This is a genomic window from Dongia sp. P2_B8 (assembly GCF_056404715.1).
The window spans coordinates 132,840-148,361 of the sequence record NZ_JBFUDM010000004.1; the positions used below are offsets into that span (position 1 = coordinate 132,840).

Here is a 15,522-nt window from a genome sequence, read left to right on the forward strand (position 1 = left end):
ATTAGGGCATTACCCGGGATATCGGCATTGCGCATGGGTGAATTGGACTGGATCGAAGGGCTGGTTTGCTTCGCTGATCGCACCCGGATGGAGTCCGACGTCATCGCCGGTGTCGAAACTATCTGGGAAGACCTGCGCGGCGAGCGCCTGTTCCCAAGACGTGCTGAAATTGACCCAATCGCTTTTCGCAGCTGGCTGCCTTACCTCTCAATTATGGAATTGCATGATCAACCCTTCCGGGTACGCTACCGCCTGGTCGGAACTGAAGTCGCCCGCTTTGCCGGTGAGGATTTCTCCGGCACTTGGTTGCATGAGACCGGATGGACCGATCAGCATCAGGCTCTCAATCTGATGCTCTATCAGCGCCTTTATGAGACCAGGCAGCCAGTCTTCGGTTTTTCAAAGGTTGATTGGCAGGGCCGCTCCGATCATGTTTTCAAATGGGCCTTGTATCCGCTGGGCGAGACGGACGGCACCCTTACACACTGCCTCAGCGTCGACGATTTTACGCCGATCGCCGAACCGAGCGGCCTGTTGCGCGAGAGCACGAAAGAGTCCGAACCACCACATGACAATGAGAAGAACTGAGACATGATGCGATCTCTTTTGCCGACACTCTCCCGTCACGTATTGCCACTCGGCGTCGCGGTTGTTCTTGCGTTCGCAGCGCCCGCCCTGGCGCAAAGCGAGATAGATCCCGGATCCGCAGCGTTCATGCACGGCGATTATGGGCTGGCTCTTCAGGAATGGTCGAAGAAGGCACAGGCTGGCGATGCTGAAGCCATGAACAATATCGGTGTTCTCTATAACAAGGGTCTCGGTGTCGAGCAGGACGCGACAATGGCCGCCGGCTGGTATCGCCGCTCGGCGGAACTCGGTTTTGCCAACGGACAATTCAATCTCGCCAACCTGCTTTATACCGGGAATGGCGTGAAGCAGGATTTGAAACAATCGGCAGCCTGGTATCACGAGGCCGCAGAACGCGGTCATCTCGGCGCACAATATTTCCTTGGCCTCATGTACGCCGATGGCGAAGGCGTGGCACAGGACAAGATCGAAGCTCTGAAGTGGATCGTGAAATCAGCCGATGGCGGCAATGCGGTCGCGCAATATGAGGTCGGGCGCATGCTGGTAGCAGGCGACGGTCTGCAACCGGACCCCGTCAAAGGCGCGGAATACACGCTGAAGGCCGCTCATGCCGGCAATGCCAAGGCTGCCTTGGCAATGGCACAGCTTTATGCAGCCGGCAACGGCGCCGAGCAGAACGATCTTGAAGCCTATGTCTGGGCTCGCATTGCCATTGATCGCCTGAAACCGGGGCAGGATTTCAAGAAGGCAGAGGCCCTGGTGGACGAATTGGAACATAAGCTGGAGCCAGGTGCCATCAAGGCGGCCGAAAAGGTCATCCATATCCGCAATCCCAAGCCGGAAGTGGAAGGCGAAGCCGCCCCCCAGTAGCCACCTACTGATAGGTCGACGTGGCGTACATTTTCTGTAGGCGCGCCACGGTCTCATCGACCGGCAGTATTTGATCGGTTGGCGCCGGCTGGGCCACCAGATCCACCGTCAACACGGCGATAGCCTTGCCCTTTGCGGAACGGTTTTCCGAGCAAAGATAATCACCCTGCCATCCATAGTAGTTCCGGTAGCCGTAACCATAGCCATATCCCGGATAACCCCAGAAACCCGGTGGCCCCCAAAAAGGTGCCGGCCGGCAACGTGGATAGGATTGCACGTCGATATCGCTGTCGGTCTTTTCATTGACGATGCGAATGGCCTTGATACCGCGTTCCTGCGCGATCTGGGCGGCGCGCAACAAAGCCAGATCACGGACCTTTTCTTTTTCCGCCGTGACCCTGGAATCCGCTCGCGGCTCGCGGGCGGAAACCTGAACGTTGGCGCCACGATAAGTCACCTCGATCGTATCGGCATCAACGTCCCGTTCGCTAAAGCCGAAATTGCCGGCGACCGACAGCGGTTGCATGGCAGGGCGCGGCGGCGCGGGTGTGGTGCAGGCGGCAAGCGCCAGGGCCGCGACCACCAACATGTTTTTGGGAAACGAAAGTATCTTCATTGCCTAAATATAACACCCAGCCCTAACCTCGGCTCCGGGCGGGATGGCGCATTCAAGAAAATGTGATCGGATTCTTATCGCCACTCTGCGTCAGGATTTGAGAGCACGGCGGGGCTGAGGACTAGGCAATATCCCTTGTCTGCCCAGATTTTTTTGCAGGCTTTGCCGGCTTCTCCTTGCTCCAAGCCGACCAGGAGGCCCGAATAGCGGGTCATGCCCTCCCAGGTCCGCTGGATAATGGCCGGACGGCCCTTTTTGATCGTGCCGGTCAGTTTCTTTTTCATCTCGGCAATGATCGCTTCAGCCCGGCTCCTTTGCGGGAAGGCACCGAACACGATGCCCCAGCCGGAAATGCGAGCGGTCGACGTGATGGTCGAGTTGCCTTCTTCGGCAATCCGCTGGCTGCAATCGCCACCTTTGAGCAAGGTCGGCGGCGGCCCCTGTTCGGCGGCCGACACTTGGATCGGCATGTCCTTCAGTTTCGGCGCTGCATCCGGCGACAGGGCAAATCCGGCATTGAGCAGTTGCGTCATGAGCGCTGCGCGTTCGCCACGGTTGCTGCCACCCAGCACAACGCCGATCAGACGCCGGCCGTTCCGCTTGGCGGACGCAACCAGATTGTAGCCGGAGCCGCAAGTAAACCCGGTCTTCATGCCGTCCGCCCCCTGGTAGGACGATAGAATTCCGTTAACCGAGGGTTGTGTGCGGCCGGCGATGGTGACGGAGCGTGACCCGAAGAAATGATAGTGTTCCGGATAGTTTTGCAGAATGCGCATGGCGAGTAGCGCCATGTCGTGGGCAGTCGTCACTTGGGCAGCATTGGGCAGCCCTGATGCATTGCGAAACTCACTGCGAGTCATGCCGATGGCATGCGCAGTATGAGTCATCATGCTGGCGAAACTTTCCTCGTTGCCGCCGATTGCTTCGGCAAGGGCCACGGCGGCATCATTGCCCGACACCACAATCATCGCTGTAAGGGCTTGTTCTACCGTAATCTTTTGACCAACCTTAAATCCGAACTTGGTTGGTGATTGGCCGGCAGCGGTAGCCGAAATGGTGATCTTGTCCGAAAAGTGAAGTTTGCCGACTTTGGCGGCCTCGAACACCATGTAGGCCGTCATCATTTTGGTCAGCGAGGCCGGATACCAGAGCGCGTTGGCGCCGTCGGCCCGCAGCACAGCCCCGTCCTTGGCGTCGACCAGAACACTGACATTGCGCGCCATCGCGGGGGTCGCACCGCCGACGGCCCAGAGCGCAATAAACAGGGCCAAAATTGCCCAAAACCGACGCCTGAATGCCTGCAGCAACATACTTCCCTCAAATCCCAAAATGGGGTTGGATGTTAAGACATGAGTCTGCGACAAGTCACAAGCGTTTTAGGCATTGTTCCGGGGTTTTACGACGGTAAGGTCCCGGAATTGGAAGAGTTTTGGGGGTATCTGTGATCCGAATCACGCGCAATCTCATAGTCGGTGGCTTTCTGAGCCTGGCTGTCCTGGCAGGGACCAGTGTCTTTGCCGCTCTGCCCACTTGGGCCGACTATCAGACCGGCGTCGATGCTTATTACAAGGGCGATTTCAAGGCTGCCTATGATGCGTGGCTGCCGCTCGCCGAAGCTGGCGACGCGGTGGCGCAAAACAGCCTTGGCGCCCTCTACGATCACGGGCTGGGCGTCACGGAAGACAATGCCGAGGCAGCACGCTGGTATGAGATGGCCGCCCAGCAAGGCCTGCCGCTCGCCATGCGCAACCTGGGCAATCAGTATGCGACGGGCCACGGTGTCGCATTCGACCTGGAGCTTGCCAAGCAATGGTATGAGAAGGGCGCAGCTGCCGGCGATCAGCAGTCGGCAGCGCTTCTCAATCATCTCCGCCCGGCCAGCCCGCCGCCTTCTGATACCGCCGCCGCGGCCGTCGTGCCGACCTTCACGACGCCGAGTGTCACCGGCAATCTCGCCGAGCCGGTCGAAGGTGCTGCCGCCGCCCCAACCGCAAATGCGGAATCTTCCGACGACAGCAATCTTGTTATTTCTGGCGAACCGGCTGCTGCACCTGCACCCGCGGCTCCCGCTTCCGATGCACCGATCGCTCTCGATCTCGGTGGGAACACCGTGACAATGCCGGCAACTGGCACCGCCGCTGCCGCGACTGCCCCTGCACAGCCGGTCGCCGCACAGCCGGCGGCCATCCAACAGGCGGCGGTAACACCAGCTGCGCCCGCGCCGGCCCGCACCGACGGCAATTGGCTGGTCGGCCAGTGGCAGGGCCCGTCTCTCGGCTGCCCCACCGGTGGCGGCGTCGAATTCACGGATGCGGAGACTTTGAGCTGGTTCGACGGACAAGTCGCTGTTCGTCTCAGCTCAACCTACAAGATTTCCGGTGACAACATTGTGGTGACGGCGACCGGCGGCGATGGTGTGCCGCAGGAATACACCTATCAGCGCAGTGGCCCCGACAAGATGATCATCGTCAGCATTCCGCCGACGATGCCAAAATCCTTGCTGGGCATTGCATATCGCCGTTGCGGCGCAGCACCCGCGCCCACGCAATCCGCTGCCGTTGCGCCCACCGCACCAGCGGCTGCACCAGCAGTTGCAGAACCCTCGACGGTGCCGGCCGCGACACCGATCATCGCCGCCGCGCCGAGCACGGCAGCCGCCGGGACAGCGGCACCCTCGGGTTCATCCTATTCAATCGCGGAAGAGCCTGCCGGCAATGCTACCGCGCAGGCAGGTTGGAAGGCCTTCGAACAAGGCCAGTATGAACAGGCTCTCGGCATTTTCAAATCACTGGGTGAAGCCGGCGACACCAACATGCAGGTGATCGTCGGCAACATCTACGATTACGGCCAGGGGATCCCGCAGGACGACATCCAGGCCCTGCAATGGTATCTGATGGCGGCTGAGCGCGGAAACCCCAAGGGACAATACCAGGCTGGCGCCCTCTATTATCGCAGCCAAGGTGTCCCGCAGGACCTTATCGAATCCTATCGTTGGTTGACCTTGGCTGCAGAAGGTCCGTCGGCCGGCCTTGCATCGGACCCCAGCCAATCGACGACCTTGCAAGCGCGCAATTTGCTCAATCAGGTTGGCAGCGAAATGAGTGCCGCCGACGTCGCCAAGGCCAAGGCGCTGGCTAAGAAGTCCAAGAAGAAAAGCTGACGCCCCGCCTCTTTCCGGAGTTCCCCATGTCGACCAATTTCGCGTTTGATGCGGCCGACCTCGCCGCCAAAGACCGTGCGCATCTCATTCATCCCTGGGTCGATCTGGGCCTGGTCAAGGATACCGATCCGCTGATCGTATCGGCAGCCGAAGGCGCCTATGTCTACAACGTCCAGGGCCAGAAGATGCTGGATGGCATTGGCGGTATGTGGTGCGTCAACGCCGGCTATGGTCGCGGTGAAATCGCCGACGCCATGGCGGAGCAGGCACGCCGGATGGCGTATTTTTCACCGTTCGGTGTCATCGGCAACCCGCCTGCCATCGAATTTGCCCATCGCCTGACGCAGCACACGCCCGGCGATCTCAAGCACGTCTTCTTCACGACGGGCGGATCGACTGCTGTCGATTCAGCTCTGCGTTTCGTCCATTTCTACAACAACTTCCACGGACGGCCGAAGAAGAAGCACATCATCACCCGGGAATACGCCTATCACGGCTCGACCTACCTCACCGCCTCGGTCTCCGGCAAGCCCGCGGATCGCGGCAACATGGATCTCGAGACCGGCTTCATCCACCACATCTCGGCGCCCAATCCCTATCGCCGTCCGGACGGCATGTCGATGGAGGCGTTCTGCGATGCCAAGGTGAAGGAGCTGGAGGATAAGATCCTGGCGCTGGGACCTGACAATGTTGCCTGCTTCATCGCCGAACCCCTGCTCGCTTCCGGCGGTGTCATCGTGCCGCCGCCCGGCTATCAGCGGCGAACGTGGGAAGTTTGCCGGAAATATGACGTGCTCTATATTTCCGACGAAGTCGTCACCGGTTTCGGCCGATTGGGCCATATCTTCGCCTCGAAGACAGTGTTCGACATCGAGCCCGACATAATCACCTGTGCCAAGGGGTTGACCTCAGGCTACATCCCGCTGGGCGCGATGATCGTCTCCGACAGGCTCTATTCCACTCTTACCGACAAGGCCGGCCGTGGGCAGACCTTTGCCAATGGCTATACCTATTCCGCGCACCCGGTTTCCTGTGCCGCTGGCATGGCCAATCTCGACATCTTCGAGCGCGAAGATATTTGCGGCCATGTGCGCAAGACCGGACCCTATTTCCGCGATCGGCTGGGCGAGCTCGCCGATCTCGAGATGGTCGGCGACGTGCGTGGCAGCCATTTCATGGTCTGCGTTGAATGCACCTCGGACAAGAAGAACAAGACCGTGCCTCCGGCTGATTGGAATGTCGGCAAGCGCATTTTCGAGAAGTGCCAGGAGAAAGGTTTGCTGGCGCGGCCGATCGGCCATCTTGTCGTCATGTCGCCGCCATTGATTATCAATCGCAGCCAAATCGACTTCGCGGTCGAGACATTGCGCCAGGGCATTGTCGAGGTGATGGATGATCTGAGACGCGAAGGCCTGTGGCGGGCCTGAGCTATTTCAACCAGATTTCGGCACTGGCGGATTTGCCCCCGGAATCGATGACGGTGACGCGCTGCGCGCCCTTCCCGTCCGGATCCCATTGCGCCTGACGGAGATAGGGCGGCGAGCTTACAGGCTTGCCATTGACCAGCCAGCGCAGGGGCAGATTGCCGCCCTCGGCCTTTAGGACCAGCGGCATCGGTGTTTCGCTTTCCGGCAGAGGCACCGTCGATCCATCCAAGGGAAAGGCGATCCGCAGCTTGTCCTGCTCCTTCCGCGAAGCGGCCAAGGCCGGACCAGAATCGAAGCGCCGCAAATTGGCCGGCAACGCGGTATTGCCGACTAGCAGGACGCCGGCGGGCGGTGTCCCGGGCAAGGCGCTGTCGCTCGGCGGCAGTTGGTCGAAAGCTTCGAACAACAAAGGTGCTGCCGCATCGCGCCCCATGCGGCCACCGGAGAAAGACCCATCGGGGCGCCCCACCCAGATGCCGATCGTGTAATCCTTCGTATAGCCAATGGCCCAGGCATCCCGATAGCCATAGGAGGTGCCGGTCTTGTAGGCGATCCGGCTCGCTTGCCGGCGGTTGGCCGACGCAAGCCACGAGGCCGGCGGCGGCGTGTCTTCCAGGATGCTGGTCACGTAATAGGCGCCAAGGGGACCGATAAGTGGTCGCGCCGCCGCCGCCGGGGTATCGGCCAGGAAATTCAGTGCCCGCACCTGCCCCTCTTCGGAGAAGGATGCATAGAGGGCCACCATCTGCTCCAGGGTCACACCAACACCGCCAAGCGCTATGGGAAGCCCTGCCCGTCCCCCGGCGTCTTTCGGCAGATAGAGTGGAAAACCGGCATCGGCGAGCTTCTGTGCAAAGGGCGGCGCGCCGATTGCATCCATCAGGCTGACGGCTGGCAGGTTGAGCGACAGCTGCAAGGCTTCACGTGCCGAAATTTCGCCACGGAACAGATGATCGAAATTCTCTGGCGCCCAATCGCCAAAGCGCATGGGCTGATCGACCATGATCGTGTCCGGATGCACCACCAGTTGATCGAAGGCCATGCCATAGATGAAGGGCTTCAGTGCGGAGCCTGGTGAGCGCACCGCTTCCACCATGTCGATCGGCCCGAACTGGCGCCGATCGAAATAATTGGCTGACCCCAGATAGGCCAGCACCTTGCGTCCATCATTTGCAACGACAAGGGCGGCCGTGGTGGCGCCTGGCTCCAGATTGACTGAGCGGCGCATCAACAGGGATTGCAAGCTGCGCTGCAGATCGTGATCGATGGTCGTGTGAATCACGGCAAGGTCCGGCATGTCGCGCCGCAGACGCTCAGCAAGATGTGGCGCGTCGCTCAAAGCGGGCATGCGGCGGGTCGGAATCGGCTCTGCCAGGGCCGTGTCATAGGTGGATTGGTCGATGTCGCCGTCCGCCAGAAGGCGCGCAAGGACCTTGTCGCGGGCGCGCTTGGCGGCCTCAGGAAAGCGGTCTGGCCGCAGTCGTTCCGGGCTTTGCGGCAGGACCACGAGCAAGGCGGCCTCCGCCTCCGTCAAATGCAGGGGTTCCTTGCCGAAATAGCCAAGGCTTGCCGCACGGACGCCTTCGAGATTGCCGCCATAGGGTGCCAGCGTCAGATAGATGTCCAGAACACCATCCCGGCCCAGCCGCCAGGTCAGTTGCAGCGCCCGCAGCGTTTCGATCGCTTTGGCCTTCAGGCCGCGCGGTCGCGGCTCCAGCAACCGCGCTGTCTGCATGGTGAGGGTCGAGGCACCGGACACGACCTCCCCCGCCACCATCGCCTGGAAACCAGCGCGGACGATAGCCAGGGGATCAACACCGGGATGCCAGCCGAAACGGCCATCCTCGAAGGTCTCCAGATAGCGTAGGAATTTCGGATCGACCGACCGGGTATCCGCTGGAAAACGCCAAGCACCATCCGGCGTCGCAAAGGCGCGGAGGACACTGTCATCCGCCGCCAGGACCAAGGTCGAATGATCGCGCAGGCGGCCCATGAAGGGCGGATACAGCGCATCGGCCACCCAGCCGGCAACCATCGCCAGCAGGACGAGCCCACTGGCGACGGCAGCAATCCGGGTGACGCGATGGCGTAGAACCTTCACGGCCGCTCCGTCAGTAGGCCAACACCGTCAGCTGATCGCGGCCACCGCGACCGCGGACTTCCGGCGCATACATGTCCTCGATCTGCACGGCCGGCACGGCATAATCGCCCGGCGTCACCGCGCGGACCATATAGGCCAGGGCGAAATTGCCGCTCTCGGTATCGGCGTCAACATCGAGCGCCCCAATGTAACGATCATCCAGGAACTCGCTGTAGTTGACGTTCGCCAGCGGTGGCAGCCACGAGAGATCGCCCGTCCGGCGCGTGTCGGTCAGGCGTTCGTTCTCGATCTCCAGTCCTGCCGGCAACAGATCGACCACGAGGGCGCGGCGATAGTCCGCTGCCTTCACCGTCCCTTTGATAACGGCGACCAGGACATCATTCTGTCGCACCTTGGTGAGGTCAATGGGGTCACCGGTCAGCGTGAAGAAGGTCCGGGTGATCTCGAAACCGCTCTGCTCCGGCGGCAGATCGGCAATCGGCACGCCACTCACCGTCGCCTTGGCATAAACCGGTTCCGATCCCTTGTTGGTGAAGATCGAGCCACTGCCGATTTGATCGGCCACCAGATGCAGGAAATAGGGCTTCGTCTGCTTGACGTCCGCCTCGGCATCGCGGGCGATGTTGACTTCGGACGCTGACGAAGCCGTCGTCGCCTTCGCCGCCATCAGGATCCAGGCCTCTTCCTGGGTGCTGAGATAGCTGCGGCCGGACTGCAGATTGGCCAAGGTATCGAGATAGATCGTCGGGTCGCGACCCGGCAGCTTGGCTTCAGTCAGCAAGGTGATGATCGCGGCCAGATCCCGGAGATCCGAGCCGTAATCGAGCATATGCCGGCGCGCCCGATTCACCGCCAGAAGGGCAGCATCAAACGCGCTGTTGGCGCGGGCGATATCACCATTGAGGGCGAGAGCCGTACCAAGTTGGGCCAAAGCGAGGCCTGTCGGCATGCGGTCGAGGTAATTGTCGGCGAGATAGCGCAGCTCGCTGAGCTTTGCCTGCTTCGCCTTTGCCAGCACATAGACCGCATAGGCGCGGGCTGCGAGATTGTCGGCACTGTCATTGTTGTAGTCGGTCGCTACATATCGCAAGCCGTCGAGGCCATGATTATAGGCCACGTCCGACACCTCGTAGCCACGCTCCCGTGCCTGGGTCAGGAAATCCATGGCAAAGCCCGACAGCCAGTTTTCCGGTGAACTGAAGCTGGTCCACAGGCCAAAGAGGCCGTCACTGCGTTGGCGTTCCAACGCCCGGCCGATCGCCTTCTGCACTTCTTTCGGATCGCTGGTGGCGTATTTGTTTTCCAGCGACCAGATTTCCGCCACCTCATTGGTGAAGAGAAGCGGAAACGCAACGCTCGTGGTCTGTTCCAGACAGCCATAGGGATAGTGATAGAGGTTGGCCAGCACGCTCTGTACGTCCAGGTTCGGGTGCTGGCTGAAGGACAGGCGCAGATCCGCCGTCTCGGGCAGGAAATCAGCCAGGGCATTGGCTGAGACCTTGAGCGGTGCGCCAGGCAACAGGCGCTCTGTCAAGGTCTGGCTGATGGCTGCCTGTGCCGGCCGTACCGGCAGATTGACCTTGCGCGTGAGGGCAAAGCCGTCCGGTCCCTTCATGGCGATATCCACACTGCCCTCGCCCACCGCCAGACCCTGAATGCCGACGCGCCAATCGTGACTGGCGCCCTTGGCAAGATCGACGCTGAGATGCGTGTCACCTGTTAGCCGCAGATTGTCGCTGGCCGTGAGGTCGATCTCATAGGTGCCAGCAGCTCCTTCCACGTTCTGCATCGAGAGCGAAACCGCACTATTGTCGCCAGGTGCCAGGAAGCGGGCAGCCGAAGCCAGGGCCACGACCGGATCGCGGACGATCAGGCCAGCCTCCGCAGCGCCGACATTCTGGTCGTCCCACGCAATCGCCATCAGCCGCAGGCGACCGTTATAGTCCGGCACCTCAAACTTGATGACCGCCTTGCCGGCCGCATCCAGCTTCACGATGCCGGAGAACAGCGCCACCAGCTTGATCTCCTTTGGCGCACCGCGCTTGGCCAGGCCCTCGCCATCGCCACCGGAGCGGATGGTGCCGCGCTTGCCTTCCTTGCCATCGATCAATTGGCCATAGAGATCGCGGATCTCGACGCCCAGACGCCGCTTGCCGAAATAATGATCGAGCGGGTCGGGTGTCGCGAAATCGGTCAGTTGCAGAATGCCTTCGTCGACGGCCGCCAAGGTAATATAGGCGTCCTTGCCGGCGAGATTGGTGACGGTCATGGGGATTTCCACCGATTGCCGCGGCTTCATCGTTTCCGGCACGGTCATCGAGACCTGCAGCGCACGCGGCTTCGGATCAATCGCGAGCCAGGTCAGGCCGATGGCACGGCCCGGGCCATGCTCGTTGCCCTTGCCGGCGCGGAAGGCGTTCACCAGCACATAGGCGCCGGCACCCCATTTCTTGTCGATATCGATCTTGATCGTTTTGCCATCCTTCGGCACCGAGACAGGATAGCTGTCGATCACATGATCGGTCGCGATCGTGACCTGGGCTTCGCCGGCGAAGGGTGCACTCAGGCGGATTTCAGCCGTGTCCTTGACGCCATAGAGTTCCTTGTCGGCAACGACCTGCATCTTGTCAGGTGTGCCGCCGGTACCCGGTGCCGACCACCAGCCGGCATAGAAGCGCACGGAGCTCGCCGTGCCGCTGGCCGGGTCGAAGACCTCGAGGCGATAGCGGCCCCAACCGACCGGCAAGCTCAGCTTGGCCGGCTGGTCCGCAGCCACGGTGACGGCTCCAGTCGAGGATTCCGCGTCGCGGACGACATAATCATAGTCCCAGCGATTGTCGCGGTAGTACCAGACATAGTCCCAATCTTCCCGCACCAGACGATAGGACAGGTTCGACTGCGCCTTGGTCTTGCCGTCGCGGCCCACAGCCAGAACTTCGAACTCGGCCGGCGAGCCCTCCTGCGCCTGATCGTCGGAGAAGAGCGGCTTGATGCCGAGATAGAGGTCCTTGTTGCGGATCGGCCTGGTGATCGTCTCGATCACCGGGCGGCCACCAAATTCATAGACCTCGACCCGCAACGTTGCCGCCAGCGGCACTTGCGCGTCCGGGACCGCGTCAAACGACATATCCAGTTCGAGATGTCCCTGATCGTCGGTCGTCGTATCGTCATAGGCGAGGCGCTCTGCTTCGACCTTTTCATCGGCAAGGCCAAAACGATAGCCATTGAGGTCGGCAAACGGCTTGGGGTCAGCCGCGATGACCACTTCGGCCTTGACCGCCAGATTGGCGGCCGGCGCGCCGTAGAGATATTTGGCGTCGATCTGGACCGGCAGCGGTTCCGGCGGGGTCAGTACGTCGGCTGCCGCCGTGAGTTTGGCTTCGATGCGTGCCGGAACGACATCTTCGACAAGGAACTGCGTTGAACTCAACGCATCGCCTTCCGGATCGAGATAGGCTTCCAGCGTCCAGGGACCGGTCCGTGCCGAGCTGGGCAAATCAACATCGACGCTGTACCCGCCGCCGATATCTGCCACATCAACAAAGCGCTTGGCCTCGATACCGTCCGGCCGCAACAGGCGGAAGGTCAGCTTCTGGCCTTGGAGGGCATTGGCCGACGGGTCGCGCGACAGTGCCATGACATGGGCCGTCTCACCGGGACGATATACGCCGCGGTCGGTATAGAAGAAGATGTCGAGATCGTCCGGCATGGTCCGGCCGCCGACGCCCCGGTCAGAGAGATCGAAGGCCGGGCCACTGACATCCAGGAAGCTGAAATCGCCATCGCGGCGGAAAGCCATGACCGCCGTCGCCGTGCGGCCACCGGCGCCGCGCAACAGGCCGGGATCAAAATGCGCCATGCCCGCGGTATCGGTGAGCGCCTTGGCCAGCACCTCGTTATTGCGCGCAATGAGGCGCAGCTCCAGCCGGTGCATCGGCCGGCCGGTCTCCAGGGAGCGGGCCTGCACATTGAGCCCGTCGGTCCCGTTGAAAGCGGTCAGGCCGACGTCGGACACCACCAGCCATTGCGTCGATTGCGGCTGCCAGCGCCAGGAGTAATCGTCCTGGGATTCTTCGTCGGCGGCATTGTGGGCGATCAGGATGTAGATGCCTGGCTTGGTATCCGGCACCACTTCATCAATCGGAAAGGCCGTGACGACGCGCTTGTTGCGGTCGTTCGCGATGTCCATTTCGCCGGTCCAGATTTCCTCGCCCGACTTTTCGGCAATGCTCTCGCGGTCATACTCCTCGAGATTATTGAGGAAACGCCCCTGATAGAGCTCGTTGATCAGGTTACGGTCGTTGATGCGCATCAGGCGCATCTTGGCCTTGTCGACATTGACGGTGATCAGCGGCACGCCCGTGCTGCCGATCTTGGGCAGCACATAAGCTTGGTTGCGGAAGCCGATGCTGGGTGCGCGGTCGCCCACGGAGAACGCCCATTCCTCGTTCTCCGTCAGCTTCTGGCCATCGAGTGCCGGCAGACCTTTGAGCACCGTAATCTTGTAGGATTCACCAAAGCCCAGATTGCCGACACAGAGCTGCGGGCCGGAAACGCGATAGGTCGCCTTCACATCCGGCTCGATGCGGACATAATCCTGGTAGTTAACGGCGTCCGGCGTGGTGAGATCGCCGCGGAATTCGAGGCAGGCTTCCGGCGTCTCGCCTTCGGTGTTGAGCTTGGTAGTCGTCAGCGAAAAAGCCAGCATCTGCCGGATCTGTTCGGCTCTTGCCGACGCTTGATCATCGTAATTGTAGCGCTGCGCCGCTTCATAAGCGGCGAGTGCCAGACGTTTCTCATCGAGATTATCGAATTGCTTCGCCACCATGTTGAGCGACGCAGCCTGCAATTCATACTGGCTGGTTTCGGTGAAGGCACGATAGGCGGCCAATGCCGCCTGGCGCTTTTCGCCAGCACCTTCCAACAGGCTGGCCAGCGTGATCCAGCTGTCATAGCCCTCGTCGCCCAGACCAATGGCCCGGGCACGCAGGGCCGCGGCCTCGCGGAAGCGGCGCGCATCGGCTTCCGATTTCGATTGGCTCACAATGAGGTCGATGCGCCGTGGATCATCGCCCTTGGCCGCAGCCTGCAGTTCGGCGCGGTAGGCAGCCGCCTCGCGTGCCACGTCCGTGAGATCGGCGGCGCTGGCAGACTGTGGGATCAGGAATTGGCAAACGAGAAGGAGGAGCAGGCCGAGACGGCAGATGGGCGCACGCATGTCAATTTTCCCGCATGAACGAGTTTGTCTGGAATTTGGTATCGGTGTCTTCGCGTCGCAGCGTGTCCCGTACTTGCCCGTCCCGCAAATACACGCCGCGACCAATTATAGCGCCGACAGATTGATTTGATACCCGATGATTGCGACAGGATTTGGGCGTCCCGCCATGTCGCTCAAATATTTTCGTCGCCTTGGCGCTTGGCGATTCGATTGCTAATGTCCGCCGGCCATGACCGACCCGCAGACAAATGCCACCACGCCGCCCCAAGCGTCGGCACCCCAGGCCTCCTCGCCGCGGGCCTCTGTCCCTCTGACATGGCTCCTTCTCGGCGAGCGCACAGGCGACAACGCCCAGGTCCTGGCGCTGGGCCGCGCCCTCGGCTGGCCCGGCACGCCAAAGCAGATCCGCTATGACGAGGCTTGTCCTGTCGACTTCAAGGACCGCGGCGCCAGTCTGACCGGTATCGACATCGCCGGCAGCGATCCTCTGGGCCCGCCCTGGCCGGATGCGATCATCGCGATCGGCCGTCGCTCTGTCCCTGTGGCGCGCTGGATTCGCGCGCAGTCGGAACGCCCTATCCTGCACATTCATCTCGGTCGGCCACGGGTCGATCTGGGGTTGTTCGATCTTGTCGTCACCACCCCTCAATACAATCTGCCGGCCGCGGCGAATGTGATAGAAATCACCCTACCCTTCGTTTTCGTTGATGGGGACGAATTGGGCCGGGCCACGGCACTCTGGCACGAGCGTTTTGCCGCCCTGCCACGGCCCTGGACAGCCGTCATGGTCGGCGGGCCGACGCCGCAATTGGCGTTCGGGCAACCGGAAGCGGACCGGATGCTGGCTGAACTCCGCCAGTTTCAGGATAAGGTTGGGGGCAGCCTGCTGGTCACCACCTCGCCCCGCACCGAGCCTGACACAACCGACACTCTCAAAAGAGGATTGCTCGACCTGGCGCCAGGCAGCCACTTGTTCGCCCCCTTCGACGCCGCTGGCGACAATCCCTATAAGGCCATGTTGGCGCTGGCCGACCATTTTGTGGTGTCGGTCGACAGCGCATCGATGGTGGCGGAAGCCGCTACGCGGCAGAAGCCGATCTATCTTTTCCACTTGCCCAAGATCCCACCCAAGATCAAGCCGGGCCTCAAATCAGCCTTGTCGCGCAACTGGCGCCTGAGGCGGAAGGCCCGCCAGGATGCCGAGCAGCCCGCCGATCCCCTGGACAAGCTCTATGATTTCTGGACGCGGCGCGGCAAGGCGCGACCGCGACGCGATATCGACCAGCTGGAAAACCGGCTGATTGCCTTGGGTGTCGCGCGGCCGCTGGGCGACGTGCCGGCCGGCACCCAGCCATCATTCACGGAATTGCGGCAGGAGATCGACGGCGTACTTGCCCGAATCCAAGACCTTTGGCGACAGCGCCAATTGAAGTAGGGGATTATTATCCTATATCTGCGTCGCTGTGGCCGAATGAGCCAGGGCACAACGCTTGAGGGGGGCGCAACCCGCGTGATATGACGCCCCATGAAAATTCCGCAGGA

At 61.4% G+C, this 15,522-nt stretch carries 9 protein-coding genes; 5 read left to right on the plus strand and 4 right to left on the minus strand.

Features of this window, described 5'->3' with window-relative positions; all coding sequences use genetic code 11:
* Nucleotides 1-33: 33 nt before the first annotated feature.
* Together AC1DWZ_RS14455 and AC1DWZ_RS14460 are read left to right on the plus strand one after the other, a co-directional pair.
* Nucleotides 34-588 carry a PAS domain-containing protein gene (locus AC1DWZ_RS14455; RefSeq protein ID WP_477169615.1) on the plus strand — a complete coding sequence of 185 codons (555 nt, stop codon included), beginning with the start codon at nucleotides 34-36 and terminating at the stop codon, nucleotides 586-588.
* Nucleotides 589-591: 3 nt separating this feature from the next.
* A complete protein-coding gene (locus AC1DWZ_RS14460; RefSeq protein ID WP_477169616.1) occupies nucleotides 592-1,458 on the plus strand; it encodes a tetratricopeptide repeat protein in 867 nt (288 codons plus the stop codon).
* A gap of 4 nt (nucleotides 1,459-1,462) precedes the next feature.
* Here AC1DWZ_RS14460 and AC1DWZ_RS14465 read toward each other — a convergent pair whose 3' ends face one another.
* Complete coding sequence (locus tag AC1DWZ_RS14465) at nucleotides 1,463-2,074, minus strand: hypothetical protein (protein WP_477169617.1); 612 nt, start codon at nucleotides 2,072-2,074, stop codon at nucleotides 1,463-1,465.
* A gap of 74 nt (nucleotides 2,075-2,148) precedes the next feature.
* Nucleotides 2,149-3,345 carry a D-alanyl-D-alanine carboxypeptidase family protein gene (locus AC1DWZ_RS14470; protein ID WP_477169618.1) on the minus strand — a complete coding sequence of 399 codons (1,197 nt, stop codon included), beginning with the start codon at nucleotides 3,343-3,345 and terminating at the stop codon, nucleotides 2,149-2,151.
* A 170-nt stretch (nucleotides 3,346-3,515) separates the two neighbouring features.
* Here AC1DWZ_RS14470 and AC1DWZ_RS14475 point away from each other — a divergent pair, with 170 nt between their 5' ends.
* Together AC1DWZ_RS14475 and AC1DWZ_RS14480 are read left to right on the plus strand one after the other, a co-directional pair.
* A complete protein-coding gene (locus AC1DWZ_RS14475) occupies nucleotides 3,516-5,234 on the plus strand; it encodes a tetratricopeptide repeat protein (RefSeq protein ID WP_477169619.1) in 1,719 nt (572 codons plus the stop codon).
* A gap of 26 nt (nucleotides 5,235-5,260) precedes the next feature.
* A complete protein-coding gene (locus AC1DWZ_RS14480; protein ID WP_477169620.1) occupies nucleotides 5,261-6,661 on the plus strand; it encodes an aminotransferase in 1,401 nt (466 codons plus the stop codon).
* Between the two features lies 1 nt (nucleotide 6,662).
* Here AC1DWZ_RS14480 and pbpC read toward each other — a convergent pair whose 3' ends face one another.
* Both pbpC and AC1DWZ_RS14490 read right to left on the minus strand, forming a co-directional pair.
* A complete protein-coding gene (gene pbpC / locus AC1DWZ_RS14485) occupies nucleotides 6,663-8,762 on the minus strand; it encodes a penicillin-binding protein 1C (RefSeq protein ID WP_477169621.1) in 2,100 nt (699 codons plus the stop codon).
* A gap of 10 nt (nucleotides 8,763-8,772) precedes the next feature.
* Complete coding sequence (locus tag AC1DWZ_RS14490; protein ID WP_477169622.1) at nucleotides 8,773-13,980, minus strand: alpha-2-macroglobulin family protein; 5,208 nt, start codon at nucleotides 13,978-13,980, stop codon at nucleotides 8,773-8,775.
* A gap of 229 nt (nucleotides 13,981-14,209) precedes the next feature.
* Here AC1DWZ_RS14490 and AC1DWZ_RS14495 point away from each other — a divergent pair, with 229 nt between their 5' ends.
* Entirely contained in the window at nucleotides 14,210-15,415 is a 1,206-nt protein-coding gene (locus AC1DWZ_RS14495) for a mitochondrial fission ELM1 family protein (protein ID WP_477169623.1), read from the plus strand.
* The last annotated feature ends 107 nt before the right edge of the window (nucleotides 15,416-15,522 follow it).